Here is a 24,252-nt window from a genome sequence, read left to right as displayed (position 1 = left end):
CATGCGCCGCAGTTTATTTTCAACGACCATTCACTATCTGCTGCTGCTGTTGGCAATCATTGTCGTCGGCTATCCGCTGCTGTGGATGGTCACGATGGCCTTTAAACCTTATCCGGAATGGACAACGGTTTCGGGTTTCACCTGGTTTCCCAAAAACCCGACCCTTCAGAATTTCGAGTTCATCTTTTACGGGCGGGCTGAAGGGCTGGTGGTTTCGCTCGATCGGACAATCATCGGTCCGCTGATATCGAGCCTGGTGACGTCGATATTGGGCACGTTCATTGCCGTTACGACAGGCACGCTTGCGGCCTATGCGGTCACACGTTTCGGGGTTGCGCAATCGCTGCCGCTCTCGGTGTTGCAACTGCGCTTGTTTCCGCCGCTTGCGGTGATGATCCCGGTGATGGTCATGTGGGCCTTCATCGGCGCGGTGGACACCTGGTGGGGCCTTTCGCTCATCTACGGCATCGTGACTTTGCCGTTTTCGTTCTGGCTGATGAAAACGTTCTTTGATGAAATCCCCATAGAGATCGAGGAAGCGGCGCTGGTCGAGGGCTGTAGTTATGCACGGATCTTCTGGCGCATCACGATGCCGATCGTCATGCCGGGTCTGGCAACCTGCTCGCTGTTCATCTTCATCCTGAACTGGTCCGACTATCTGTTCGCGCTGCTCCTGACGCAAAAGGAATGGGTGACGCTGCCGGTCTATATGGCAACGCTCACATCGGCGATGGGCGGCCAGATGTACGGAATGAAAGCCGCACTCGGAGTTATTGCAGCTATTCCGCCGGTCGTGTTTGGGATCCTGATCCAGAAACACCTGGTGCGCGGCCTGACTTTTGGAGCCTTGAAGCAATGAAATATGATGCCGCGACATCCGCACCGGGCACGGACATTGTGCCGCCCAACACCGATGCACCGTCTTTCTTGCAGAAGATTGCGCGGGACAAACAGAAACTTGGCGTGTGCTTTGTCCTGCCGACAATCCTTCTTTTGCTGTTTATCGTCGTTTTCCCGCTGCTGATGCAGATCTATCTCAGCATGAGCTGGTGGGGGCCGCTTGACGGCACGCCATGGTACAAGGCCTATGAGAGCTTCAATTTCTTCGAGCAGTATCTTTATCTTCTGGAGGACGAGCGGTTCTGGGGTTCGCTCTGGCGTACGCTGCTTATCATGCTGGTTTGCGTTCCTGCCGAGTTCCTGCTTGGTCTTGGACTTGCCTATCTGTTTATCGACCAGTTTCCGGGCCGAAAGCTCTTTTACTCCATTCTGCTGGTTCCCATGATGGTCGTGCCGGCTGTCGTCGGTCTGATGTTTTTCCTGCTCTTTCAGGGCACCGGGCCCGTCAACGACATGTTTGGACTGCCGCCGGATTTTTCATGGCTCACCGACAAGGACCGGGCGATATACACCGTCATGATCGCCGATATCTGGCAGTGGACGCCCCTGATGTTCCTGATCCTGCTTGCCGGTATGCTTGGCGTTCCGCGTGATCAGCTGCTGGCGGCGCAGCTTCTTGGCGGCTCCAATTTTCAGAATTTTCGCAAGATAATCCTGCCGCGAATGCGGACCGTGATGATCATTGCGCTGGTGCTGCGATCGGTTGAAATGTTCAAGATTTTCGACCTGATCTACATCATGACCAAGGGTGGCCCCGGTGTGCAGACCGAGACGATATCCGTCTACATCTACAAACTCACCTTCGCCGATCTCGAATGGGGCTATGTCGCCGCAATCGGCCTGACGATCCTGATTGCTCTCAGCGTGCTTGCCGCCTACGGACTGAAGGCAATGGCGCGCCAAACGGAGGAGGCGTGAGCGATGTCATCCATCCAGATCCGCAATACGACCAAGCAGTTCGGTGCGCTCACGGCCGTCGACAATCTCAATCTCGAGATTGAAAATGGCGAGTTCGTGGCGCTGCTGGGGCCTTCAGGATGCGGCAAGACCACCACCATGAACATGATCGCCGGAATGGAGCATCCGACAAGCGGTCAGATCCTGTTTGACGGTGAGGATCTTTCTGACACACGCATCCAGGACCGCGGCGTCGGGTTCGTGTTCCAGAACTATGCGATCTTCACGCATTTGTCTGTGCATAAGAACCTTTCCTATGCACTGGAAGTTACCAGGGTTCCACCGTCTGAGATCGAGACCCGCGTGAACGCCATGGCACGGCGGATGAATATAGAGCACCGCCTGCAGCAAAAGGCGAGCACATTGAGCGTAAACGAGATGCAGAAACTGGCAATCGGCCGCTCCGCCATTGCCGAGCCGCGCATCTTTCTGCTCGACGAACCGCTCAGCAATCTCGACTCTGTCTTCCGCGCCTATATGCGCTCGGAGCTGAAGGTGCTGCAGCACGAATTCAAGCAGACCATGGTTTATGTCACGCATGACCAGATCGAGGCCATGAGTCTCGCCGACAGGATCGCCGTGATCGACAAGGGTGTGCTGCAGCAATTTGGCGATCCACTCGAAGTCTATAACGATCCGAGCAATGTTTTTGTCGCTAATTTCATCGGCAGTCCGAGCATGAACCTGATTGAAGGAACGCTCGCGGTTTCTGAAGGCAAACCTGAACTTGCACTCGGTCCGCTGACAACGATCGGTCTTGACGACATGCGGTTTGCAACTCTGGTGGAGCGATCGGCGGGAAACAGGCTGGTGCTCGGGGTCAGGCCGGAATTCATTTACACCGGAGCAAAACGGACCGCTGGAGATATTGCACTTACAGGGGTCATCGATGTGATCGAACGCATTGGGCCGAAAAAGATCGCGCACGTGCAGATGGGTGGCTTCGAAATCCGCATCAACAGCGACGATCCGGATCTGCGGCCCGGACAGCAGGTGGAGTTCTGCCTTCCAGCGAGTAAATGCCTGCTGTTCGACGCAGATACCGGCAACCGCATCAGAATTTAGAGGGACGGATCATGGCAAGCATCAGCCTGTCGAATGTCAGGAAAAATTACCCGAAATTTGACCTCGGGCCGATCGACCTGGAGATAAAGGACAATGAGTTCTTTGGCGTATTCGGACCGCCCTCATGCGGCAAAACCAGCATTCTGAAAATCATTCTGGGCCTGGTCTCACCCGATGAAGGCAATGTTTTCATCAATGGGGCCGATGCCACGGATGCCAGAGCAAACGAACGCAATATAGCAATGGTTTTTCAAAACCTTGCGCTGTTCCCGCACATGACCGGGCGCGACAACATTCTGTTTCCGTTGCGTGAGAGGGGTGTGCCGGTCGAAGAAGCCGAAAAGCAACTGGCCCGTGTGTCGGAAGTCCTGCATATTTCGCACATCATTGACAAGACACCGGACAAAATGTCCGGCGGTGAGAGGCAGCGCATAGCCCTTGGGCGCGCCTTCGTGCGCGATCCGGCCGGGTTTCTGCTCGATGAGCCGATCGCTGCGCTCGATGCGCGCCTGCGCGAAGAAATGCGGGTCGAGCTGAAACGACTGCAGCGCGAGGGCAATCACACATTCATTTACGTGTCCCATGACGAGGAAGAGGTGTTGGGCATATCGGACCGCGTTGCCGTTGTGGAAGACGGCTGCGTCGCCCAGGTCGGCACGCCCGACGAAATCTACGACCGCCCAAGCAGCATCTATGTTGCCCGTATTGTCGGCTCGCCGCCGATGAATTTCATCGAAGGCCGTTTCAGCACGGCAACGGGTGAATTTGTTTCAGCTGACAGTCATCTGCGTATTGAGATTGCTCCGCCCCATGTCGTTGACAATCCCCGTGTGATTGATGCGACGATCGGCGTGCGGCCTGAAAACCTGGCTGTTTCGCGGGGCAACTCGGACGGAACGATAACAGGCACCGTGCTGTCCGTGGAGCCACTCGGTTCCTTTACGATCATCGATGTCGCGGCCTTCGACGGTGCGGTCATCAAGGCGCGGTTGCCCGGACAAATTACCTTCGATGATGGCGCGGAAATCCGGCTCGGGTTTCCGGGCAGCGCAGTTCATCTCTTCGACGCCGATGGCAGGCGGTATCCCGCTGCGCCGGCAGCATTGCCCGAGGCTGAATGAAAGGAGAAGTTTCATGTTGAAAAAAGGTGACCAGGTTCCGAACGCCGCCCTTCAAAACCTGACCGAAGACGGGCCCGTAAATATTACCCTGCAGGCATTGAGCGCCGGTCGGACGCTTGCGATATTTGCAGTGCCCGGGGCCTTCACGCCAACATGTTCGCAGAACCATCTGCCGGGATTTCTGGCGCATGAGAGCGCCCTCAAAAGTGCTGGCATAGACGAAGTCGTTTGCATTTGTGTGACGGATTTTTTTGTCATGGACGCCTGGGGACGCGATCAGGGTGTTGGCGCCAGGATCACCCTTTTGGCTGACGGAAACGGTGATTTTACCAAGGCCGCGGACATGGAACTCGATCTTTCAGCGATTGGTCTTGGAACACGATCCAAGCGCTATGCGATGACAGTCCGGGACGGTATGGTTCAAAATATCCTGATTGAAAAAGATGTAACACTGGCGGAGATGAGCGGTGCTCCGGCTCTGCTTTCTGCAATCGCTGCGTGACGCCCGCCATCTGTGAGACGGCGCTTCGATCTTGCGACATGTGTAGCAATACACCGTCAAATAAACTCAATAAATTCAACGGTCTGTTGTTGGCACGGAACTTGCTGATCTATTGGCAGACCTGCAATCGGGCAGCGTCAGACACCGCAAACGCCAACCAGTGGAGGAGTGTTGACCATGCAAATGAACCGCGAAGACCTGCTTGAGTCTTACCGAACGATGCGGACAATCCGCGATTTTGAAGAACGGGTGCATGAGGAGTTTTCCAACGGAAAAATTCCCGGCTTCGTCCATCTGTATGCAGGGGAGGAAGCCTCGGCCGTCGGCGTTTGCTCGCATCTGGACGGGCGCGATGCGATTGCCAGTACCCACCGTGGCCACGGCCACTGCATCGCCAAGGGATGCGATGTACGCTCCATGATGCTTGAGATTTACGGTCGCGGCGACGGGCTGTGCGGCGGCAAGGGCGGCTCAATGCACATTGCCGACCTCGAAAAAGGCATGCTTGGTGCCAACGGGATCGTCGGTGCCGGGCCGCCGCTAATATGTGGTGCCGCGGTGACGGCTAAATACAGGAAGACCGGTGGTGTTGCCGTCGCGTTCTTCGGCGATGGCGGCTCGAACCAGGGCACCACGCTGGAATCTTACAATCTCGCAAAAGTCTGGAACCTTCCGGTGATCTTTGTCGTTGAGGACAACGGATACGCAGAGTCGACCGCAAGCACGTGGTCGGTCGGCGGAAGCCAACAGGACCGGGCGACCGGATTTGGCATGCCTTCCGCACTGGTCGATGGTCATGATTTCTTTGCGGTTCACGAGGCGGCCGGGGAGATGATCGACCGGGCACGCAAGGGCGGCGGGCCAAGCCTGTTGCATGTCAAGTTGAACCGGTTTTTCGGTCACTTCGAAGGCGATGCGATGACCTATCGCGGCCCCGGTGAAATCCAGCGGCTGCGTGAGGAAAAGGACAGCCTCAAAATCTTCCGGGCACGGGTTACAGAAGCGGGCCTTTTGACGGGTGATCAGCTTGACGAGATTGACCGCGAAGTAATGGCGCTGGTGAACGACTCGATCACTGAATCCGAAGCCGCCGCGCCGCCGGCGCACGAACAACTCGTGACCGACGTCTACGTTTCTTACTAAGGGAGGCTATTTGAGATGGCTAAGAAATCCTATCGTCAGGCGATCAACGAAGCGATCGCTCAGGAAATGCGCCGTGATGAAAATGTCCTCATCTGGGGTGAGGACAATGCGGGTGGCGCCGGCACTGAAGGCGAATCCGATGCATGGGGCGGCGTGCTCGGTGTCACCAAGGGGCTTTTCCCGGAATTCGGGCCGGACCGTGTTCTGGACACGCCTATATCCGAAAGTGCCTTTATCGGCGCTGCTGCAGGCGCTGCCGCCACCGGGTTGCGTCCGGTGGCGGAGCTCATGTTCGTCGATTTCATGGGCGTGTGTTTTGATCAGATCTTTAATCAGGCGGCCAAGTTCCGCTACATGTTCGGCGGCAAAGCGGTAACACCCATGGTCATCCGAACGATGTACGGCGCCGGATTTCGGGCAGCGTCACAGCACAGCCAGGCGCTTTATCCGGTCTTCACGCATATTCCGGGTCTCAAAGTCATCATTCCGTCTTCACCTTATGAGGCGAAGGGGCTGATGATACAGGCTATCCGCGACGATGATCCGTGCATCTTCTTCGAACACAAGGTCATGTATGACGAGGAAGAAGAAGTGCCGGATGATCCCTATACGATCCCGTTCGGCGAGGCGAACCTGACCCGCGAGGGCGATGACGTAACGATCGTCGCATTCGGTCGCATGGTCCAGATGGCCAACCAGGCGGCAGATGCGCTTGAAAAGGACGGCATATCCTGCACCGTCCTTGATCCGCGCACGACATCGCCTTTGGACACGGATACCATTTTGGAGTGCGTGGAGGATACGGGCCGTCTTGTGGTCGTGGATGAAGCAAACCCGCGTTGCTCAATGGCGTCCGACATATCGGGCATTGTTGCGCAAAATGCCTTCAAGGCGCTCAAGGGACCAATTCAAATGGTGACGCCTCCGCACACACCGGTACCGTTTGCACCGGAACTGGAAGACGCATTTGTACCGTCGCCAGACAAAATAGCTGCCGCCGTTCGCGCAACGATGGCGTAGCGCAAAGGGAGCGCGCCGGGCACTGTTGGCCCGGCCGCTCCGGTTTCAGAAATTCAACCGAGGAACTGGTCGATGACTACAGATATCGAACCCATTGTGATGCCAAAATGGGGACTTGCCATGACCGAAGGACTGTTGACGTCCTGGCTGGTCGATGAGGGCGTCGAACTCAAACCGGGAACGGAAATTGCCGAGATCGAAACAACCAAAATTGCCAATGTGTTCGAGACTCCGATTGAAGGCAAGTTGCGTAAGCTGGTGGCCACAGAAGGTGAGACGCTGCCTGTGGGAGCGCTCCTGGCCGTGATTGCGGATGACGAAGTTTCAAACGAAAACATCGAAGCATATGTGACAACGTTCCAGGAAAATTTCGTTCCGGAGGAAACCGGCGAGGAAGCCGGCCCGGAACCGGAGACCGTGTCTGTCGGCGAACATCGGATTTCCTACCTCAAAGTGGGAGAAGGCGAGGGTGATCCGGTTCTTCTCATTCACGGCTTTGGCGCCGACACCACCGGATGGATGTTCAATCAGACGGCGCTTGCCGACGGCCGGCCTGTTTATGCGCTTGATCTGCCCGGCCACGGACGTTCGTCAAAATTTGTCGGAGATGGCAGCGTTACGGCTTTGTCGAAGGCGGTGAGTGGTTTCACAGCAGCGCTTGGACTAAAAAACGTTCATCTGGTCGGACACTCTCTTGGCGGCGCAATAGCGATTGCCGCGGCCACGGAAGTCGGCGCCAAATCGCTGACGGTGATCGACCCAGCCGGTCTCGGCACGGATATCAATATCGGTTTCCTGCAAGGCTTCATCGACGGCAAGCGCGGAAAACAGCTCAAGCCCGTTCTTGAACAGCTTGTCGCCGATAAGAGCCTGATAAGCCGCGACATGATCAATGAAGTCATCAAATTCAAGCGGGTCGACGGCGTGTTGGCCGGCCTTCAGGCGATTGTCGACAGCAATTTTGCCGGCGGTGTGCAGTCGATCGACCTTCGTGCGACCGTCAAGGACCTTGCTATACCCGTTTCGGTCATCTGGGGCAGGGAGGATGAGATCATTCCCGTTTCCCAGGCCGAAGGGATTGGCGATAGCACAGGTGTGACCGTCATCGACGGCGCCGGACATATTCCGCAAATGGAAAAGGCGTCTGAAGTGAATGACATCATCCTCGCCACCATTGGAGCCTGATCAATGACCGCTGACTACAAGGATTACGTAAACGGCGTCGACAAGCGGATCGGCGCTCTTTTCAAGGCTGTTCCCAAACCGATGGGCGCTTACAGCCAGCTCGCTCAGTCGGCATCGGCTGGCAATGCAATCGACAGCAAGACAAAAGAATTGATGGCGTTGTCGATTGCTATTGCGACGCGTTGCGAAGACTGCATAGCCTTCCACGCCCGCGCCGCAATCGGCCATGGCGCGGGACGGGATGAGGTGGCCGAGACAATAGCGGTAGCGGTGGAAATGGGCGGCGGTCCGGCGGTCGTTTACGGAGGCAAGGCACTTCAGGCTTTTGACGATCTGTCAAAGTAACCGGCTCAGGCCGATGGTTTGCAACACCAATTTGTGTTTAAGCCATTGCCTCCGTTGGATTTTGGGAGCATCGTAGGCGTATCAGGAATAATTGGGATACGCCTGACATGAACCCGCAGGAAAGTCGCAAGATCTATCTTAGGGAAGACGAGGATTTCTCCGATCCTCAATCGTACGGAAAAAGGGTCGTAACGCCAGTTCGCTATTCAACCGACCCGCGAGACATCGGCTGGGTTGAGGAAAACGTCCCGTGCCAGTCTGCCTGCCCGGCACTCACCAACATTCCAGCCTATATCCGCATGATCACCGAACAACGTTTCGGCCGTTCATACGAGCTGAACCGGATGGCGAATGTTCTGCCGGGCACCTTGGGACGTATTTGCTCGCGCCCCTGTGAAGCCAAGTGCCGGCACGGCTGGCCCGGCAATGGCGAACCTGTCGCGATCTGCCACCTCAAACGGCTGGCGGCCGATTTCAAATCCTCCGGCCACCGCATCAATGAAAGCCTGTTTACGCCGACGGGCAAGCGTATAGCCGTTGTCGGAGCAGGCCCGGCCGGTGTGGCGGCTGCGCACGATCTTTCCACCCTCGGCCACAACGTGACCATCTTCGATCGCGAAGAGCGTCCGGGCGGTATGCTCAACTACGGCATTCCGGAGTTCCGGCTGCCGCGGGAAATTCTTGACGTTGAACTGCAGAATGCGATGCGCCTTGGGGTCGAACAGCGCATCGGCACCGAAGTGGGGATCGGCGAGGGACAGGTTCGGCTGTCGGACCTTCACAAGGAATATGACGCCGTCCTCCTGGCAACCGGTTCGATGGAGGCGACACCGCTTCCGCTGCAGGATCTCGACAACGATGAGAAAGATCCCGTTCGTCTCTTGGACAATGTCGAATACGGGCTGGATTTTCTGGTCGAACTGCATCGTGGAGAAAAGAAGAAGGTCGGCAAGAGAGTCTTCGTCGTCGGCGCCGGATTTACCGCGCTCGATTGCGCGCGCGTGGCCAAGCGGCTCGGGGCCGAAGAAGTCACAATCCATCTACGCACCACCGAGGAATACATTCCGGTCGAAAAGGACGAGATTTTCGAAGCCAAGCGTGAAGGCGTGGTCATTCGGGGGCTGCGCACGCCCGCCGCGCTGTTGGCCGACGAGGACGGCAATTTCAAGGGTGTCCGGTTCGTTCAGAACCGGCTCGGCGGCTGGCGGGAAAACGGCCGGCGCGCCGCCATTGCCATCGAGGGCTCGGAGTTTGAAGAGGAATGCGACACACTTCTCGTCGCAATCGGCCAGCGTACGGTCAATGACTACGTGGATCTGGAACTGGATCTGGACCGTTGGGGCAGCGTGGTGATCGGCGACAATGGCATGACGTCAAAAGAGGGCCTATTTGCCGCCGGCGATTTCGTTTACGGCCCGACGACAGTGATCGAGGCTGTTGGTCACGGCCGGCGCATCGCCATTGACATCGACACCTGGCTGATGGGGCGCGAGCGGCGCAAGCTGGTGGTCAAGATCGAACCCGTGGAAGAGCCGCTGCGCGAACGGGCCTTCGATTTCATTCCACGTCAGGAAATGCCGACGGAGGATGTCAGAAACCGCTTCAAGGGGCTCACCGAAGAGGTAGAGCAGGGGATGGAACTCGACACGGCCTACGAGGAGGCCAAACGATGTTACCTGTGTTACCACCGCTACAGTATCGATGTGGATAACTGCATCTACTGCCGCGCCTGCATTGAGGTGGCGCCGCGCGACTGCATCAAACTGGTCGAGGGCGTTGAAATCAAGGAAGACGGCACATACGGCGACCTGCAGGAATCCAGTCAATGGGATCACGTCGGGGCAATATGGATCGACAACAATCAATGCATACGATGTGGCGCCTGTTACATGGTTTGTCCGACCAAGTGCATTTCGATCACCAAGAACGAGATGTTCTACCAGGACATCTGACGGGAGCGGTTCACCGGTGCGATGACAATGACAATGACCGAACACTACGTAATAATCGGAAACGGCGTTGCCGGCAGCGAGGCGGCCCGGCATCTTCGCCAGCGCGACGGCGATAGCCGCATCACCATGGTGAGCGCCGGCAAGCTGTTATCCATCAACCGCTACGAACTGCCCAAGATCTTCAGCACGTCGGCCGACTGGCGCGATTTTCTGCTTCACCCGCCTGAATATTACGATGAGCAGAATATCTCCGTTCGCCGCAATACATGGGTAAGTCATGTCGACCCGGCCAACAAATTGCTCATGCTGCACCACCGCGAACCATTGTCCTATACCAAACTTCTGATCGCCAGCGGCGGGGGCCGGTATATTCCTGAAAGCCTCAATCAGTTCAAAGATCTGATCGCCAAATTCGGAACCTACGAGGAAGCCAAATCCGTGAGCGACGCCTTGCCGAAGCGTGGTCATATGGTCATGCTTGGTGGCGACATGATCGGCCTTGACCTGGCCCGTTCACTGGTCAGGAATGGCTACAAGGTGACGGTGATAGGAGAGGGCCACCTGTTCTGGCCGCATCGGGTCGAGGCCGATGAAAGACAACAATTCATTGCGGTGCTGCAGGGTATGGGCATCAACGTCAGAACCGATGTCGGCATCACCTCAATCAAAGAGGGCGGGCGCAACAAACCAGAGCGGCACATCGTCCTCGACAATGATGAAGTCATTGACGCGGATGTTGTCCTGTCATTTTGCGGTCTTATGCCGTCTTTGGCGTTCATGGCCGGTGCCGGCGTCGACATAGAGCGCGGTGTTCTGGTCAATCCGCAGCTGCGGTCGACGGACAAGAGCATTTGGGCGGCTGGCGATGTTTGCCAGATCTGGTCGCCGGAAGAAAACCAGTACCGGTTCTTCTACGGTTGGGAGAACGTCAAGAAGATGGGCAAAATAGCGGCGTTCAACATGACTGGAGCGGATGAATCGATCGATACGGTTCAAAATGAGAAGCTGGTCACGACGAAGAGCGGTGAGATCGATTCGCCGTTTTGGCAATACGGCTAGAAAGACAGAACTGAAGGCACGTGAAATGGCAAGAACGGCCAAACAAAGAACTGATATCCAGATAGCCATTTGCGGCTCGGCGGGCGACGGCACCATCGCGGCTGGCGACATTTTGAAACAGGCCATGGCCAAGGCCGGTTATAATGTGATTGCGTTTGACGTCTACCCGCCGGAAATCAGAGGCTTCGGCAAATGTATCGCCCGCGCCCGGATTACGTCCGAACAGGTCTATTCGCTGAAATCGGAATCCGATTGCCTGATCTCGCTCAATGACAGCCATGCCATTCCGCATGTCTCGGAGGTCTGCAAGTTCGGGACAGTCATTTACGAGGATACGCCGGTTTCCACAGTCGAGGAGGGTGCGCATGTTTCATCGCATCTCGCGCCGGCGCATTTGCCCTATGGCGTGGCGTTTCGTGAGATTTCCGAACGTATCACCAGCAGCGCCCGATCGCGCAACATTGTAGCCGTTGGTTATCTTGCCGGTTTGTATGATATGCCCGCAGATGTTTTTCACGAGGTGATCAGCGGTAAATTCGCGAGTAAATCCAAGGAATTGGCGGATTCCGTTCGCGCTGCGTTCGACGCAGGCTTTCAGGCAGGCGTCGATACCTTCCGCTTGCATTTCGACCGCATGGGCGCAGCCGGCGGCAGGGGCAAGCAGACCGATCTCGTGATGATGAGTGGAAATGCGGCTATTGTACGTGGGTGCCTTGATGCCGGCATTGACACGTTCTTCGGCTATCCTATCACGCCGGCCACCACGATCATGGAAATGCTGGCGCGTGAAATGCCAAAGCGCGGCGGCCGCCTCCTTCAAACCGAGGATGAGATTTCGGCCATCGCGGCGACCATTGGCGCCGGTTACACGGGCGCGAGGGCTGCCACGGCTACTTCAGGCCCGGGTCTGGCTCTTATGGCGGAAATGATGGGGCTTGGCGCCATGGCCGAAGTGCCTGCGGTCGCATTTGTTTCCCAGCGTGGGGGGCCGAGCACCGGCATGCCGACGAAAACCGAGCAGTCGGATCTCAACCTTGCCGTATTCGGCGTTGCGGGTGACGGCCAGCGGATCGTTCTGGCACCCACCAATGTGGAAGGCTGCTACAAATGTGCCGGCAAGGCGTTCGAGATGGCGGAGGCTTTTCAGACCCCTGTCATCGTGTTGCTCGATCTTTATCTCTCCAACCGCTACGAAGCTGTGCAATTGCCGGTGAAAAATCCGTTCGCAGAGAATTGCTCGAAGGCCCCGCGAAAAAACGCAAGCCCGGCCGAATACAGCCGCTACAAGCTCACCAGCGATGGGGTCAGCCCACGCGCTATTCCGGGCGAAACGGGGCGCATGCACACCGTTACCGGTCTGGAACATGACGAGCGCGGAAAGCCAAGCGACCAACCGCGCATCCATCACGCCATGAGCGGCAAACGCCACCAAAAGCTGTTGCCCGCGCTCAAACACCCGGGCATCACCATTTCGAAGCGCTTCGGCGACAAGGGGGCGGTCGATGTTGGCGTTCTTGGCTGGGGATCAACGTTCGGCGAGATCCTGGAAGCAATGATCGAGGCCCGCAAGGAGGGCATTCGTTGCGCGGCCATGAAGGTCGTCATGCTGTCGCCCCTGCCGGTCGGGCCGGTAAAGGCATTTATGGACGACTGCAACGAAGTTCTGGTACCCGAACTCAATTATGAAGCCCAGTTCGCCTCGCTGGTGACCGGAGCAACCGGCCGTTCGGTCCACAGGCTGAACCGGGTGAGGGGAACGCCGATGAGTGTCGGCGAGATACTCGACCAAATCCGCCATCTCGCCGGTCAAAGTGGAAAAATCGCCGCCGAATAGTGGTCAAACAGGAAGCAAGCCATGATGAACGTTAGTACACCGGTTTACCTGGAAGACAAACTGGAGGAAGTGGAAAGAAGCGGAAAGCTGGAATACCGCTCCGGCACCCTGCCGACATGGTGCCCTGGATGCGGTTACTTCTCGATCTCCGAAGGTGTCGGCAAGGCCATGACCGAGCTCGGTCTCGATCAGAAGGACACCGTTTGCGTATCGGGAATAGGATGCGCATCGCGCTTCCCGTTTTTCATGAACACCTATGGCTTTCATTCGCTGCACGGGAGGGCGCTGCCGGTAGCAACCGGCATAAAGGTGGCCAATGACGATCTGACGGTCGTCGTTGTCGGCGGCGACGGCGATGCATTTGCCATTGGCGGCGGGCACATTCCACACGCCGCACGGCGCAATGTCGATATTACCTATATCCTCTTTGACAACGGCGTTTACGGCCTGACCAAAGGGCAAACTTCACCGACGTCGGTTCTCGGCTTCAAAACGACAACAACGCCGTATCTCAATTTCGATCAGCCGCTGAATCCGCTGATGATGCTGTTGTCGTACGGCGCAAGCTGGGTTGCCCAGGCCTACGCCGGAGAGCCGCACCATCTGACTGAAATGATCAAGGCCGCAATCGATCACCGGGGGTTTTCCTATCTGCACGTGCTTTCGCCGTGCGTCACATTCGACAAGACGTCGATGACCTACAAGAACCTTGACATGAGTGTGCATCCGCTGCCTGACGACCACGATGCTTCAGACTTTTCAGCAGCGATGACCGCCGCCCAGACCACCGATCATCATCAAATCGGGGTTTATTTCTCCAGCGAGCGCCCGACGCTTTCGGATGGTCTGGACGAAATCTCGGAACGCGCCAAGCAAACGGCCTGACCGGACTGCGGGTCTGAATGCACGCCGTGATTTGGCCTGATCCCGGCATGAGGCGATCTCATGCCGCCTGCAAATCTATTCGTTTGCAGCAAGGGTAGTTCGTGCATGATCATCATTTCTACATGATTTACCCCATCGAGGTTGAACGGATCCATGGCCAGAAGAGCCCGCAGAGAGCGCCACCGGCGTATCGGAATCAAAGTCGAACAGGCGCCAAGCCGCCAGTTGAAAAATCCCTACAAACCCTTTGAAATCATGAGCGAAGACCAGATCTGCATGATCCATGAATCTTCGATGGAGATAATGGAGAACGTCGGCATTGATGTTCAGGATGCCGATGCGCGCCGGATATTGAAGGATGCCGGATTTGATGTGATCGAGGGCAGCGAACGGGTTCGCATGGATCGGGACGGGGTCCTGGCGCTGGTTGGCAAGGCGCCGTCAAGCTTCACCGTTCATGGACGCAACCCAGCCCGCAGCGTTTCCGGCGGGGAGGGGCAGCTTATGTTCTCCGCCGTTGCCGGGCCGCCCTTTGGCTCCGATCTGGATCGAGGCCGCCGGGCCGGAGTTTTCGAGGACACGGTGAAGTTCCTGAAGCTCACCCAGAGCCTCAACATCCTGCATCTGCAGGGCGGTGCTTCTATCGAGCCGACCGACCTGCCACCGGAAACCAGGCATCTTGACCTTGCGCTTGCCTGCGCGCGCTATCTCGACAAGCCGTGGAAGCCGAACTTTATCGGCCGGGAACGTTCACTCGATGCACTCAGAATCGCAAAAATCCTTCACGGCAGAGACGAAGAGGGTTTGGCGGAGTATCCGGTCTACTACTGCAATACCAACACCAACACGCCGCTGATACTGGATCGCGAGATCGCGCAGGGCGTGATCGAACTCGCAAAGGCGGGGCAGGTGATCTGCATTACCCCGTTCACCCTTGCCGGCGCCATGACACCGGCATCGCTGGCCGGAGCATTGGCCATGCAGAACGCTGAAGCCCTGGCAGGCTGCGCCTTTGTGCAGGCGATCCGCCCCGGGTGCCCTTTTGTCTACGGCTCTTTTACCATGGCCGTCGACATGAAATCCGGATCGCCAACCTTTGGTACACCGGAATTTGCCAAGGGCGCTGCTGCCACCGGGCAACTTGCGCGCCACTACAAATTGCCGTGGCGTTCGTCCAATGCCTGTACCTCATGCGTACCCGATGCCCAGGCTGCCTATGAAACGCAAATGAGCCTGTGGAGCGCGATCACCGCCCATGTGAGCGTCATCTATCAGGGCGCCGGATGGCTGGAGGGCGGGCTGGTCGGCTCGTTCGAAAAACTGATCCTCGATGCGGAGATGCTGCAGATGTTCGCAGCATGGATGGAACCGTTCGAAGTGAGCCCAGAGGAGATCGGTCTGTCAACGATCGAAGAGATCGGTCCGGGCGGCCATTTCCTCGGCACGGCCCACACGATGGAGCGTTACGAAAACGCCTTCTACCGTCCGCTGGTTTCCGATTGGAACAATTTCGAGAACTGGCGCGATGCCGGTGCAAAGGATGTTGCGGCTCGGGCCAACGAAATGTGGAAGCGCCTGCTTGATGAGTATGAGCAACCACCGCTTGATATAGCCATCGAGGAAGAACTGGAAGCGTTCGTTGCCAAGCGCAAGGAAGGCTATGGTGCCGCCGCTGCATAGAGCTGAACCTATAAAGCGGCGTCAGGTAACGCCGCGCTGGTAGCGGTAAATATGAGATCGAACAGCTCGTTGAGTTCCGAAGAATTCAGCTGATCAAACATTCCGCATGCCTCTTCGATGGCCCGCGCCCTTTCCGGATAGATCAAGCCTTCTGTAAAAGCATGGAATTTGAGTGAGATTTCCGCATCCGTCAGCGGATCGTCGGGATCGCCTCTCGGTGTTTTGGGATCGGACGCCAATTCGCGCCCGTTTTTCAGTAAAAGGCTCACATCCGCCCAGCGTTTGCGGACCGATATGGCGGTGTATTGCTCTGTTTCCACCAGTTCGGTCGCCCGTGCCAGCCGCCGGATTTCGGGATCGGTCAGGACGTCCTCGCGCAGTTCGCACCGGCCGATTTGGCCGCGCACCGCCATGACCGCAGCCGGGTAGATCATGCCATAGGTCATCTCGTCAAGGTTTTGCGGATCGGCGCCGGCCAGGCGCACGGCGTTGTGGAATGTCCGGATGCGAATGCGGGCAATGTCTTTGTACGAGAGATGGTTATCCGTCATAAGCTGTTTGATTGCATCCAGCGCTGGATGCGCCCATCTGCAGACGGGATAAAGCTTGTAGTGTGTTTCCTCGGTCTCCCACCGTTCGCCCAAACCGGACCACCAATCCCGCGCATTGTCGGCCTCAATGGTGAGTGCCGGCGCACCGGTGAAGCCCATTGCCGCCATATAGGCAGCAGACACTCCGGTCGGTGCGCCCCAGCCGACGCCGTCACGCAACATGGTTGGAAACTCGATGCAGCGCATCATCTGGCTGCGCGGACCGTGATATTCGGCAATGCCGGCCGCATGCCGGATGCCCTGTTCGTTGAGGCCAAGCAGCCTCGCGCCGGCGGCGGCAACGCCCACAGCATTCCATGCGCCCGAAGAGTGATAGTCGCGCAGTGTGCCGTGCTGTGCGAGACCGGACCGATAGCCGATCTCGTAGCCGAGCGCCATGCCGACCATCAGGTCCTGTGCGGTGAGCGGCCTGCCGCTATCCCGGCGCTCCTCGAATATCGCCAGCATACCGGGCATGACGGCAGAGCCTGCATGACCCTTTACTGCGGAATAGCCGTCATGGGCGTCAATGGAATCGATGGTAAAGGCACCGGCAAAGGCAGCGCCCGCTGGTGAAACACGCCTTCCGTCGCAAATCATCCGCGCACCGGGTTTTCCCTCCGCCGCACCCCAGAACTCGGTCGCATAATGCCGCACGATGCGTGAGATTTCCGTAGTGGTGCCGACGATGGCAACGCCGATCGTGTCGAGGAGGCTGCGGCGCATGATGCGGCGCACATTTTGCGGGACGTCGGCATAGTCGGTTCGGGTCATGAATTGCGTGAACGACAAGGCCACCAGGGTCTCCTGAACAAGCCGGACGACTGAATTTCCGGGCCAACGTGCAGAGTATTCCGAGGATGAAACTGCATGAGATAAGCAGCCGTGTCGAGGATATGGCGACCTCATCAGCGGGATCGTTTTTCACCTGCCGTTGAGCTCGTTTCACTGTCAGTGATCTTGTTCCGCATCAAGCGTTGATACGAGCCAATCGCAGAAGTTCCTGACATTGGGGAACTTCGCTTTGCGCTCCGGCCAGCACAGATAGTAATTCATGCCGGTTTTGATCTTCAGATCAAAGGGGATGACGAGATTTCCGTTCCGCAAGTAGCGGTCCGCGTAGGGCGTGCGGGCCATGGCAATGCCGAGCCCGTCGCGTGCCGCCTCGATGACCAGTGCGCGATTGTCCAGTTCCACCCGGGCTGCCGGCGCGTAACCGTTGGCGCCGATCAACGGGCGGCCTGAATTGTTACGGGTGTCCATATCCATGCGCCGGGCCGGCACGATTTCCTCAAGTCCAGCTTCGCGGAACCAGCCGGTCCATTCGGTCGGGTGATTGATGCAGTAGATCAGGGTTGCTTCAAGGATCGCTTGCGGATTTGCAAACGGACCATATTCCTCAACGTACGAAGGCGAGCACACGGGAACAATTTCCTCTTTGAACAGAAAGGCACTCATGACCTCCGCGGGCTTGTGCTCCGAATAGCGGATTGCCACGTCAATGTCAGATCCGGTGAAGGGGATCGAGTCGAGAGACGAGACAATGCGAATGTCCACGTCACGATTTTCAGACTTGAATGTATTGAGTCGCGGCAGGAACCACGTCGAAACCAGCGACGGGAACAGGTTGATTACAAGACTTGCATCATCCCGCTCCTTTTCAACGCGTGAGGATGCTGCTTCAAGGATATTCATGGCGGCGGCGACATCGCTCCAGTAAGCCTGCGCAAGATCCGTCAGCTCCAGCGCATTGCGCGTGCGCTGGAACAGGCAAACACCGAGATAGTCTTCCAGGGACTTGATCTGGTGACTGATGGCGGAGGGAGATAAATTGAGCTCCTCGGCGGCCTGCTTGAAGCTGCAATGACGGGCAGCGGCTTCAAAAGCGCGCAGAGCCGCAAATGGAGGCAGGGAGCGGGCCATGTCATCCTCTCGGTTCTATTCCAGTTGCTGCGACCCGTGCTCGGCAATGCGACCGCAGCTTGTTCCATTTCTCTTCAAGGGCGCATGAACTCTATTCATTTGCACTACCTGCAGAAGAATTCAATTCTTTTTGGAGCGGCGCACCGGATTTCGCTGAATCGAGCTGGTTTGCGTTCGGGCCTGGCTTTGTCCGGCATTTGCCGAGTGAGTTTGGATGAAGGGCGCACGACGCTCATTTGAAGGATTGTAATTCATGCAGGATCAGGCACGGGTCGTCGTGATTGGAGGCGGCATTATCGGCTGCTCCGTTCTGTATCATCTGACCAAGAAGGGATGGTCGGATGTGCTGCTGCTGGAGCGGAGCGAATTGACCGCGGGATCAACCTGGCACGCGGCGGCATCCATGCACCGCTATCACGACAATCCCAACATTGCCCGGCTGCAGGCCTATTCCCAGGACCTGTATAAAAGCCTGGAAACGGAAACCGGTCAGTCCTGCGGCATCCATGAATGCGGCGGCATATACCTCGCCTCCTCGCAGGATCGCATGGACGATCTGAGGATCCAGCACGCCCGTGCGCGCTATCTCGGCTTTGATTTCGAGCTATTGGGTGCCGACGATATCCGCAGGCTCAATCCGCTGGTGAACACGGATGGACTTCATGGCGGCATGTATGACCCGCTCGACGGGCATGTCGATCCCTCCGGGGTGCCCAATGCGCTGGCCATCGGTGCGAGGCAGGGAGGCGCGAAAATCCATCGCCATACGACTGTCACAGCACTTGAGCCGCGCGCCGACGGAACCTGGACCGTGCGCACAAACAGAGGCGGCATTCATGCCGAACATGTGGTGAACTGCGCCGGGCTTTGGGCGCGGGAGGTGGGGGCGCTGACCGGCCTCAAGTTACCGCTGCAACCAATGGAGCATCAGTACCTGGTTACTGAAGACATTCCGGAGCTGCAGTCCCTGGGGTTCGAGATGCCGCTGACCCGCGACTATGACAAGGAATTCTATCTGCGCCAGGAGGTGGGCGGGCTTTTGATCGGCGCCTATGAACGGGATGGGCGCGCCTGGGCCATCGATGGCACGCCGCCCGAATTCGGTATGGAGCTTCTGGCCGATGACGTTGAACGCATGATGCCGAACCTCGAACAGGCGATGGAACGCTTGCCCTGCTTTGCCGAAGCCGGACTCAAGCGTGTCGTCAACGGCCCGATGATTTTTTCCACCGACGGTCTGCCGTTGCTGGGTCCAGTGCCCGGTCAACGCGGCATGCATGTGGCTGTGGGCGTGATGGCGGGATTTTCGCAAGGGGGCGGCATCGGCAAGGTAATGGCCGACTGGATCGTCGAGGGCGATCCGGGCATGGATCTTTCCGTTCTGGACAATGCCCGATTTGGGCTCTACGCGACACGCGAATACACCGTTAGCAGAGTGGTGGAGAGCTATTCAAACCGGTTTGCCATCCACTATCCGGGTGAGGAGCGACCCGCTGGGCGGCCGCATGCGACGACGCCGATGTATGACGAATACACAGAAATGGGAGCCGTGACGGGCTTTACCTACGGCTTTGAGCGTCCGCTGTGGTTTGCCCCGCAGGGTGTTGAAGCAAAGGACGAGCTCAGCTTTCGGCGCACAAACTGGTTCGAACATGTCGGCAATGAATGCCGGACATTGCGCGAAAAGGCCGGTCTGATCGATCTCTCCATCTACGGAAAACTGCTGGTGGAGGGGCCTGACGCGGAAGCATTTTTACGACATGTCTTTTGCGGTCGTATTCCGAAGAACACAGGCCGCATGGCGTTGGTTCCCATGCTCAATGACCGCGGCGGTATTATCGGCGACTACACAGTCGCGAAGGTCGACGACAACAGTTTTTATCTTGTCGGCGCGCTCGGGGCGGAGCGCATGCACATGCGCTGGTTTGACGATCACCGTGGCGAATTCAATGTCGCCTATCGTTCGGTTGCCGCCGAATACGGCGTTTATGGACTAGCAGGACCAAACTCCCGCGTCATTCTTCAGCAACTGACCAGGGAAGATTTGTCGACCGGAAACTTTCCCTTCTTCCGCGTCAAGGACGTTGAGATAGCCGGGGTGCCTGCGCGGTTGATGCGTGTCAGCTTCACCGGAGATCTTGGATATGAGATCCACTTTCCCATTCAGTACCAAAGGAAAATGTTCCATGCGTTGAGGGACGCAGGCAGACCGTACGGGCTCGGCCTGGCCGCATCCCGCGCGCTTGACAGCCTGCGTCTTGAAAAATCCTATCCGCGCTGGGGGCTGGAGCTGACGGCAGATACCAATCCCTTTGAGGCGGCGATGGACGGCTTGATCGACTGGGACAGGGATTTTGTCGGCAAACAGGCAGTGCTTGCGAGCCGGGAGAAGCCACTGAAGTGGCAGATCTGCACACTGAACGTCGATGCGGCATATGCTGATGCGCTCGGAAACGAGCCGGTGCTGATCGACGGGGAGGTGGCAGGCGTTGTTACGTCGGGCGGCTATTCCCACACCTATCGGCAATCTGTTGCCCTTGCCTATCTAAGGCCTGAATGCTGCACACCGGGCCGCGAAGTCGAAGTGGTCATCCTTGGCGAAAACCGTCTCGCAAAGATCAGCGCGCAGTGTCTGTTCGATCCCGAAGGACAGCGTCTGCGTGCATGATGGTGCTTTGCTAAGCGGAACGCGAGGGAGGGGCGGGCGCTGTAATCTGCGCCCGCCCAAAAATTGTCTCAGACGAGGCGCAGATAGCCGTGGTAGAAGTCGCGGATGCCCCATTCCATCTCGGCGAGCGGGCCGGGTACGAAACGGTGCGAATTAACCCCTTCCTGATTGTGGCGAATGATGCGCTCATCATCCAGGGACGTTACATGCCACAGCCAGGTCAGCATTTCCTTGTCGTAATCGCGTCCTTCTTCTGCATCCTGATCGACCATCCAGATAATCTGGATGTCCGTTTCCTGCATGCTTCTGGGTACGAAGCGATAGCCCACAACATGGTCTGAATAGGCCAGGAAGTTGTTCAAGGGGCCGATCTGGATGTCGGTCGTGCCGCCGTCGAAGCCGCTGAGCTGTCCGAGAAGCGGGGCAAGCGGTTCGCCCGATTTGCTGCCAGTCTTGTAGCCGGGAAAGAGCGGATATCGACGATAATAGATATCGGCCGCCGGGCCTGCTGCATCGCCGCCCGTCAGCTCCAGGTTCACCGGTTGCAGGCCGGCGCCGACGGAGCGCTCCTTGAGCGGTGCGATGAGTTCCTCCAATTCGCGCGGGTCCTTCAGGCTGTGCGAGCGGGAATAGTCCTTGTGGGACGGCGCGCAGTGATAGCATTCCATGTAGTTTTCCAGCGCCAGCTTCCAGTTGGCCGGCACCGGATAGGATGCGCTATGGGCGATCTTGAGCCTTTCCAGGCCATAGGGCTCGGTGAGCGGCGCCAGTCTGGCAAGGCCTTCGTCGATTGGTGGCGGATTGTCCGCCACGCAAATGAAAATCAAACCCTGGAATACACGGACATTCGCTGCGAAGAGGCCATAATCCGCCGGATTGAAATCCGGGCCCATGGCTCGCCCTCCGCGCAGGCGCCCGTTCAACTCATAGGTCCAGGCGTGATAGGGACAGGAAAAGAGCTTCGCCTTGCCCGATTCCTTCAGGCAGACGCGCGAACCGCGATGCCGGCATACGTTGAGGTGGGCACGCACGATGTTTTCGCGGTCGCGAACCACGATGATGGATTCCGGCCCGTATTCGAAAAGAAAGTAGTCGCCCGGCTCGGGTATCTGGCTGACATGACCGACCCAGATCCAATTGTGGTTCCAGTAGGCTTTGATATCGTGTTCGTAAACTGCTTGAGATGTATAAAAATGCCGGGGCAGGGCAAATCCGTCCTGGTGATCGCGAATAAGGTCGCGCATGATCTGCAGGTCATCGTTGTTACCGGTAGCTGCGATATTCATGTCATGCCTCATGCGTTTTCCAGAGAGATTATTTCCCGGCGAAAGAGTTGCTGAGCAACCTTCTGCGGGTTCATTTCGAAATTACGAGCCGTCATGTGGCCGGCATAGACAGCATCGGCGATCAGGCCCGGCATGGCCGCATCACCGATCAGTTCCAGTGTTTGTAATCCTGATTCAGGGCTATTTTGCAGTTCGTTATAGAGATCGCATTGCCGGAACCGCTCAGTCACCGGAAGAAGTGTCGCACAATCGACGGTTCGGATCTTGCCGGTATAGATACAACCGAGGTCACAACGGCCATTTTGGGCAGATATCAATTTGTGACCGATCACGATGTCAACACCCTTTTCCAACAGGCTGCGCTGAATTCGCTCCTGCTCCAGTGTGTACTCGGTGAAGGGTGAAACGACGCTGGCCGGAGTGACAAATGTGATGTTGCAACCGGCTTCAGCCAGGTGTTCGGCTATAACCCCTGCAAGATAGGCCTGGTCGTCGTCGTAGATTACAAGAGGGCCGGGCCCCGGAACCTTGCCGTCCATGATGTCGTCGGGTGTCAAAACAGCCATCGCCGGGGATATCTCAGCCGGGCGGCGACTTGATCTGCCAACACCGTCGGAACGCCAGCGTGCCCCGGTGGCGACAAATACATTGGGGATGCCAAGCTCGATCACGTCTGCGGCCGACAAACGGCTGTCCATGAAGGTCTGCACGTTGGCACGCTGCTGCAGGTCGTAGATCCGGTGGTCCGCCACACGACGCCAGGCGCCAAGACCTTTCAACTGTGCCTCCCGGGCAGCGCGACCACCGAGTTCCTGACCGGCTTCGGCAAGGGTCACCTGATAACCGCGCCGTGCCAGTTGCATAGCGCATTCCAGCCCGGCGGGGCCCGCGCCGATGACGAGGGCTGTCTCTTCAACACCCTTCGGTTCAATTTTCTCTGGATGCCAGTTGCGGCGCCATTCTTCACCCATCGTCGGGTTTTGTGTGCAGCGAATGGGTATGCCCATCGTGTCACTGGACACGCAGATGTTGCAGCCGATGCATTCGCGGATTTCTTCGGTGCGGTCGCTGCGGATCTTCTCCGGCAGGAACGGATCGGCGATGGAGGGGCGGGCCGCGCCGATGAAGTCGACAATGCCGCGCTTGACCATGGATACCATCATATCGGCCGATGTGAGGCGGCCGACCGCGACGACCGGTTTCGATGTCATCTGTTTGACGAATTCGATATAGGGTGTCTGGTACCCGTCGTTCGGTTCGAACCTTGTGGTGGCTGAATCATTGGCCCAGTCCGAGACATTGACGTCCCAGATGTCCGGAACCTCGGCCAGCATTTCAACGACAGCACAGCCTTCCTCCTGCGCCTGCATGCCTTCCGCACCCATCATCTCATCAACGGCAAAGCGGAATGCGACGGCGCAGGTGTCGCCCACTTCCTCGTGCGTCTCCTCCAGGAGTTCGCGTATCAGCCGGGTCCGGTTTTCAAGGCTGCCGCCATATTCATCGGTTCGGTCGTTATATTCCGGCAGCAGGAAATGCTGGGTAAGGGTCATGCGATGACCGGCATAGACATAGATGATGTCGAACCCGGCCTGTTTTGCACGCCGCGCCGCATCACGGTGCCAGCGGCGAAACGCGCGAATGTCCGTCTTGTCCATCGCGCGGGCCTGTTTCGGATAAGCGATCGCAAGCGACATGTCCGAAGGTGCAAGGACGGGACCGCGGCTCAGAAGGTTCTGTGCGTGATTGCCATTGTGCACGAGTTCGATTGCCGTCAAAGCTCCCCTGTCGTGAACGGCGTCAGTCATCAGCCGCAGAGCCGGAATATCGCGTTCATCCCAAAGCCGCTGTTCGGCGTAGGGAGACAGATCCGATGTCGGATGGATCTCGGTTTCTTCCGTGCTGACAACGGCCCAGCCCCCCTCCGCCTTCATCGCCCGCATGGCCGCATGGGCCTGAGGCCGGACATGCCCCATGCCGCAGCAATGCGGGACCTGATAAAAACGGTTTCGCGCCGTGACAGGTCCTATCTTAACCGGCTCGAACAGGACGGAGTACTTGTTGTCAGGCATAAACGCCCCTCAAATTGCGGGTTTCAACGCTTGCAAGGTGGAGCGGGGCGACGGGCGCCCCACTC

Annotated in this window: 19 protein-coding genes; 15 read left to right on the top strand and 4 right to left on the bottom strand. The window is 57.6% G+C overall.

Annotated features, from left to right (window positions below; all coding sequences use genetic code 11):
* Position 1 precedes the first annotated feature (1 nt).
* The 14 genes from ABVT35_RS14010 to ABVT35_RS13945 all read left to right on the top strand — a co-directional run bounded on the left by ABVT35_RS14010 (position 2) and on the right by ABVT35_RS13945 (position 15,648).
* On the top strand, positions 2 to 859 hold the full coding sequence (locus ABVT35_RS14010; RefSeq protein ID WP_368467206.1) for a carbohydrate ABC transporter permease: 858 nt from the start codon (positions 2 to 4) through the stop codon (positions 857 to 859).
* Positions 856 to 1,818, top strand: a complete 963-nt coding sequence (locus ABVT35_RS14005) for a carbohydrate ABC transporter permease (protein WP_368467205.1) — start codon at positions 856 to 858, stop codon at positions 1,816 to 1,818. The genes ABVT35_RS14010 and ABVT35_RS14005 overlap by 4 nt, the downstream gene beginning before the upstream one ends.
* A gap of 3 nt (positions 1,819 to 1,821) precedes the next feature.
* Entirely contained in the window at positions 1,822 to 2,922 is a 1,101-nt protein-coding gene (locus tag ABVT35_RS14000) for an ABC transporter ATP-binding protein (protein WP_368467204.1), read from the top strand.
* 11 nt (positions 2,923 to 2,933) lie between these two features.
* Positions 2,934 to 4,043, top strand: a complete 1,110-nt coding sequence (locus ABVT35_RS13995; RefSeq protein WP_368467203.1) for an ABC transporter ATP-binding protein — start codon at positions 2,934 to 2,936, stop codon at positions 4,041 to 4,043.
* A 13-nt stretch (positions 4,044 to 4,056) separates the two neighbouring features.
* Complete coding sequence (locus tag ABVT35_RS13990) at positions 4,057 to 4,545, top strand: peroxiredoxin (RefSeq protein ID WP_368467202.1); 489 nt, start codon at positions 4,057 to 4,059, stop codon at positions 4,543 to 4,545.
* A gap of 177 nt (positions 4,546 to 4,722) precedes the next feature.
* On the top strand, positions 4,723 to 5,688 hold the full coding sequence (locus ABVT35_RS13985; protein ID WP_368467201.1) for a thiamine pyrophosphate-dependent dehydrogenase E1 component subunit alpha: 966 nt from the start codon (positions 4,723 to 4,725) through the stop codon (positions 5,686 to 5,688).
* 15 nt (positions 5,689 to 5,703) lie between these two features.
* Complete coding sequence (locus tag ABVT35_RS13980) at positions 5,704 to 6,708, top strand: alpha-ketoacid dehydrogenase subunit beta (RefSeq protein ID WP_368467200.1); 1,005 nt, start codon at positions 5,704 to 5,706, stop codon at positions 6,706 to 6,708.
* A gap of 72 nt (positions 6,709 to 6,780) precedes the next feature.
* Complete coding sequence (locus ABVT35_RS13975) at positions 6,781 to 7,893, top strand: acetoin dehydrogenase dihydrolipoyllysine-residue acetyltransferase subunit (protein ID WP_368467199.1); 1,113 nt, start codon at positions 6,781 to 6,783, stop codon at positions 7,891 to 7,893.
* Between the two features lie 3 nt (positions 7,894 to 7,896).
* Complete coding sequence (locus ABVT35_RS13970) at positions 7,897 to 8,238, top strand: carboxymuconolactone decarboxylase family protein (RefSeq protein WP_368467198.1); 342 nt, start codon at positions 7,897 to 7,899, stop codon at positions 8,236 to 8,238.
* Positions 8,239 to 8,345: 107 nt separating this feature from the next.
* Positions 8,346 to 10,190, top strand: coding sequence for an FAD-dependent oxidoreductase (locus ABVT35_RS13965; RefSeq protein WP_368467197.1), 1,845 nt, complete (start codon positions 8,346 to 8,348; stop codon positions 10,188 to 10,190).
* Positions 10,191 to 10,223: 33 nt separating this feature from the next.
* Positions 10,224 to 11,249: an NAD(P)/FAD-dependent oxidoreductase gene (locus ABVT35_RS13960; RefSeq protein ID WP_368467196.1), complete on the top strand. Its 1,026-nt coding sequence runs from the start codon at positions 10,224 to 10,226 to the stop codon at positions 11,247 to 11,249.
* A 25-nt stretch (positions 11,250 to 11,274) separates the two neighbouring features.
* Positions 11,275 to 13,083 carry a 2-oxoacid:acceptor oxidoreductase subunit alpha gene (locus ABVT35_RS13955; RefSeq protein ID WP_368467195.1) on the top strand — a complete coding sequence of 603 codons (1,809 nt, stop codon included), beginning with the start codon at positions 11,275 to 11,277 and terminating at the stop codon, positions 13,081 to 13,083.
* Between the two features lie 21 nt (positions 13,084 to 13,104).
* A complete protein-coding gene (locus tag ABVT35_RS13950) occupies positions 13,105 to 13,968 on the top strand; it encodes a 2-oxoacid:ferredoxin oxidoreductase subunit beta (RefSeq protein WP_368467194.1) in 864 nt (287 codons plus the stop codon).
* A 153-nt stretch (positions 13,969 to 14,121) separates the two neighbouring features.
* Entirely contained in the window at positions 14,122 to 15,648 is a 1,527-nt protein-coding gene (locus ABVT35_RS13945; protein ID WP_368467193.1) for a trimethylamine methyltransferase family protein, read from the top strand.
* 8 nt (positions 15,649 to 15,656) lie between these two features.
* On the opposite strand, the gene ABVT35_RS13940 is transcribed toward ABVT35_RS13945, so the two are convergent.
* Together ABVT35_RS13940 and ABVT35_RS13935 are read right to left on the bottom strand one after the other, a co-directional pair.
* Positions 15,657 to 17,036 carry an MmgE/PrpD family protein gene (locus ABVT35_RS13940; protein ID WP_368467192.1) on the bottom strand — a complete coding sequence of 460 codons (1,380 nt, stop codon included), beginning with the start codon at positions 17,034 to 17,036 and terminating at the stop codon, positions 15,657 to 15,659.
* Positions 17,037 to 17,189: 153 nt separating this feature from the next.
* Entirely contained in the window at positions 17,190 to 18,161 is a 972-nt protein-coding gene (locus ABVT35_RS13935; RefSeq protein ID WP_368467191.1) for a LysR substrate-binding domain-containing protein, read from the bottom strand.
* A gap of 253 nt (positions 18,162 to 18,414) precedes the next feature.
* Here ABVT35_RS13935 and ABVT35_RS13930 point away from each other — a divergent pair, with 253 nt between their 5' ends.
* Entirely contained in the window at positions 18,415 to 20,829 is a 2,415-nt protein-coding gene (locus ABVT35_RS13930; RefSeq protein WP_368467190.1) for an FAD-dependent oxidoreductase, read from the top strand.
* Between the two features lie 68 nt (positions 20,830 to 20,897).
* On the opposite strand, the gene ABVT35_RS13925 is transcribed toward ABVT35_RS13930, so the two are convergent.
* Positions 20,898 to 22,115 carry an SRPBCC family protein gene (locus ABVT35_RS13925; protein WP_368467189.1) on the bottom strand — a complete coding sequence of 406 codons (1,218 nt, stop codon included), beginning with the start codon at positions 22,113 to 22,115 and terminating at the stop codon, positions 20,898 to 20,900.
* Between the two features lie 8 nt (positions 22,116 to 22,123).
* The gene (locus ABVT35_RS13920) at positions 22,124 to 24,187 is read right to left on the bottom strand and encodes an FAD-dependent oxidoreductase (RefSeq protein WP_368467188.1); all 2,064 of its coding nucleotides are present in this window, start codon (positions 24,185 to 24,187) and stop codon (positions 22,124 to 22,126) included.
* Between the last annotated feature and the right edge of the window lie 65 nt (positions 24,188 to 24,252).

The organism is Hoeflea sp. TYP-13, from assembly GCF_040932035.1.
In the GTDB taxonomy this organism is placed as follows: domain Bacteria; phylum Pseudomonadota; class Alphaproteobacteria; order Rhizobiales; family Rhizobiaceae; genus Hoeflea_A.
This window is presented reverse-complemented; position numbering and strand designations above follow the sequence as displayed.

What these genes read in the sequence shown, in the direction of transcription:
- ABVT35_RS13985 (WP_368467201.1), top strand. Translation starts at nt 4,723, where the DNA reads ATGCAAATGAACCGCGAAGACCTGCTTGAGTCTTACCGAACGATGCGG.
- ABVT35_RS13990 (WP_368467202.1), top strand. Translation starts at nt 4,057, where the DNA reads ATGTTGAAAAAAGGTGACCAGGTTCCGAACGCCGCCCTTCAAAACCTG.
- ABVT35_RS13965 (WP_368467197.1), top strand. Translation starts at nt 8,346, where the DNA reads ATGAACCCGCAGGAAAGTCGCAAGATCTATCTTAGGGAAGACGAGGAT.
- ABVT35_RS13950 (WP_368467194.1), top strand. Translation starts at nt 13,105, where the DNA reads ATGATGAACGTTAGTACACCGGTTTACCTGGAAGACAAACTGGAGGAA.
- ABVT35_RS13920 (WP_368467188.1), bottom strand. Translation starts at nt 24,187, where the DNA reads ATGCCTGACAACAAGTACTCCGTCCTGTTCGAGCCGGTTAAGATAGGA.
- ABVT35_RS14005 (WP_368467205.1), top strand. Translation starts at nt 856, where the DNA reads ATGAAATATGATGCCGCGACATCCGCACCGGGCACGGACATTGTGCCG.
- ABVT35_RS13925 (WP_368467189.1), bottom strand. Translation starts at nt 22,115, where the DNA reads ATGAATATCGCAGCTACCGGTAACAACGATGACCTGCAGATCATGCGC.
- ABVT35_RS14010 (WP_368467206.1), top strand. Translation starts at nt 2, where the DNA reads ATGCGCCGCAGTTTATTTTCAACGACCATTCACTATCTGCTGCTGCTG.
- ABVT35_RS13975 (WP_368467199.1), top strand. Translation starts at nt 6,781, where the DNA reads ATGACTACAGATATCGAACCCATTGTGATGCCAAAATGGGGACTTGCC.
- ABVT35_RS13955 (WP_368467195.1), top strand. Translation starts at nt 11,275, where the DNA reads ATGGCAAGAACGGCCAAACAAAGAACTGATATCCAGATAGCCATTTGC.
- ABVT35_RS13995 (WP_368467203.1), top strand. Translation starts at nt 2,934, where the DNA reads ATGGCAAGCATCAGCCTGTCGAATGTCAGGAAAAATTACCCGAAATTT.
- ABVT35_RS14000 (WP_368467204.1), top strand. Translation starts at nt 1,822, where the DNA reads ATGTCATCCATCCAGATCCGCAATACGACCAAGCAGTTCGGTGCGCTC.
- ABVT35_RS13930 (WP_368467190.1), top strand. Translation starts at nt 18,415, where the DNA reads ATGCAGGATCAGGCACGGGTCGTCGTGATTGGAGGCGGCATTATCGGC.
- ABVT35_RS13935 (WP_368467191.1), bottom strand. Translation starts at nt 18,161, where the DNA reads ATGGCCCGCTCCCTGCCTCCATTTGCGGCTCTGCGCGCTTTTGAAGCC.
- ABVT35_RS13970 (WP_368467198.1), top strand. Translation starts at nt 7,897, where the DNA reads ATGACCGCTGACTACAAGGATTACGTAAACGGCGTCGACAAGCGGATC.
- ABVT35_RS13960 (WP_368467196.1), top strand. Translation starts at nt 10,224, where the DNA reads ATGACCGAACACTACGTAATAATCGGAAACGGCGTTGCCGGCAGCGAG.
- ABVT35_RS13945 (WP_368467193.1), top strand. Translation starts at nt 14,122, where the DNA reads ATGGCCAGAAGAGCCCGCAGAGAGCGCCACCGGCGTATCGGAATCAAA.
- ABVT35_RS13980 (WP_368467200.1), top strand. Translation starts at nt 5,704, where the DNA reads ATGGCTAAGAAATCCTATCGTCAGGCGATCAACGAAGCGATCGCTCAG.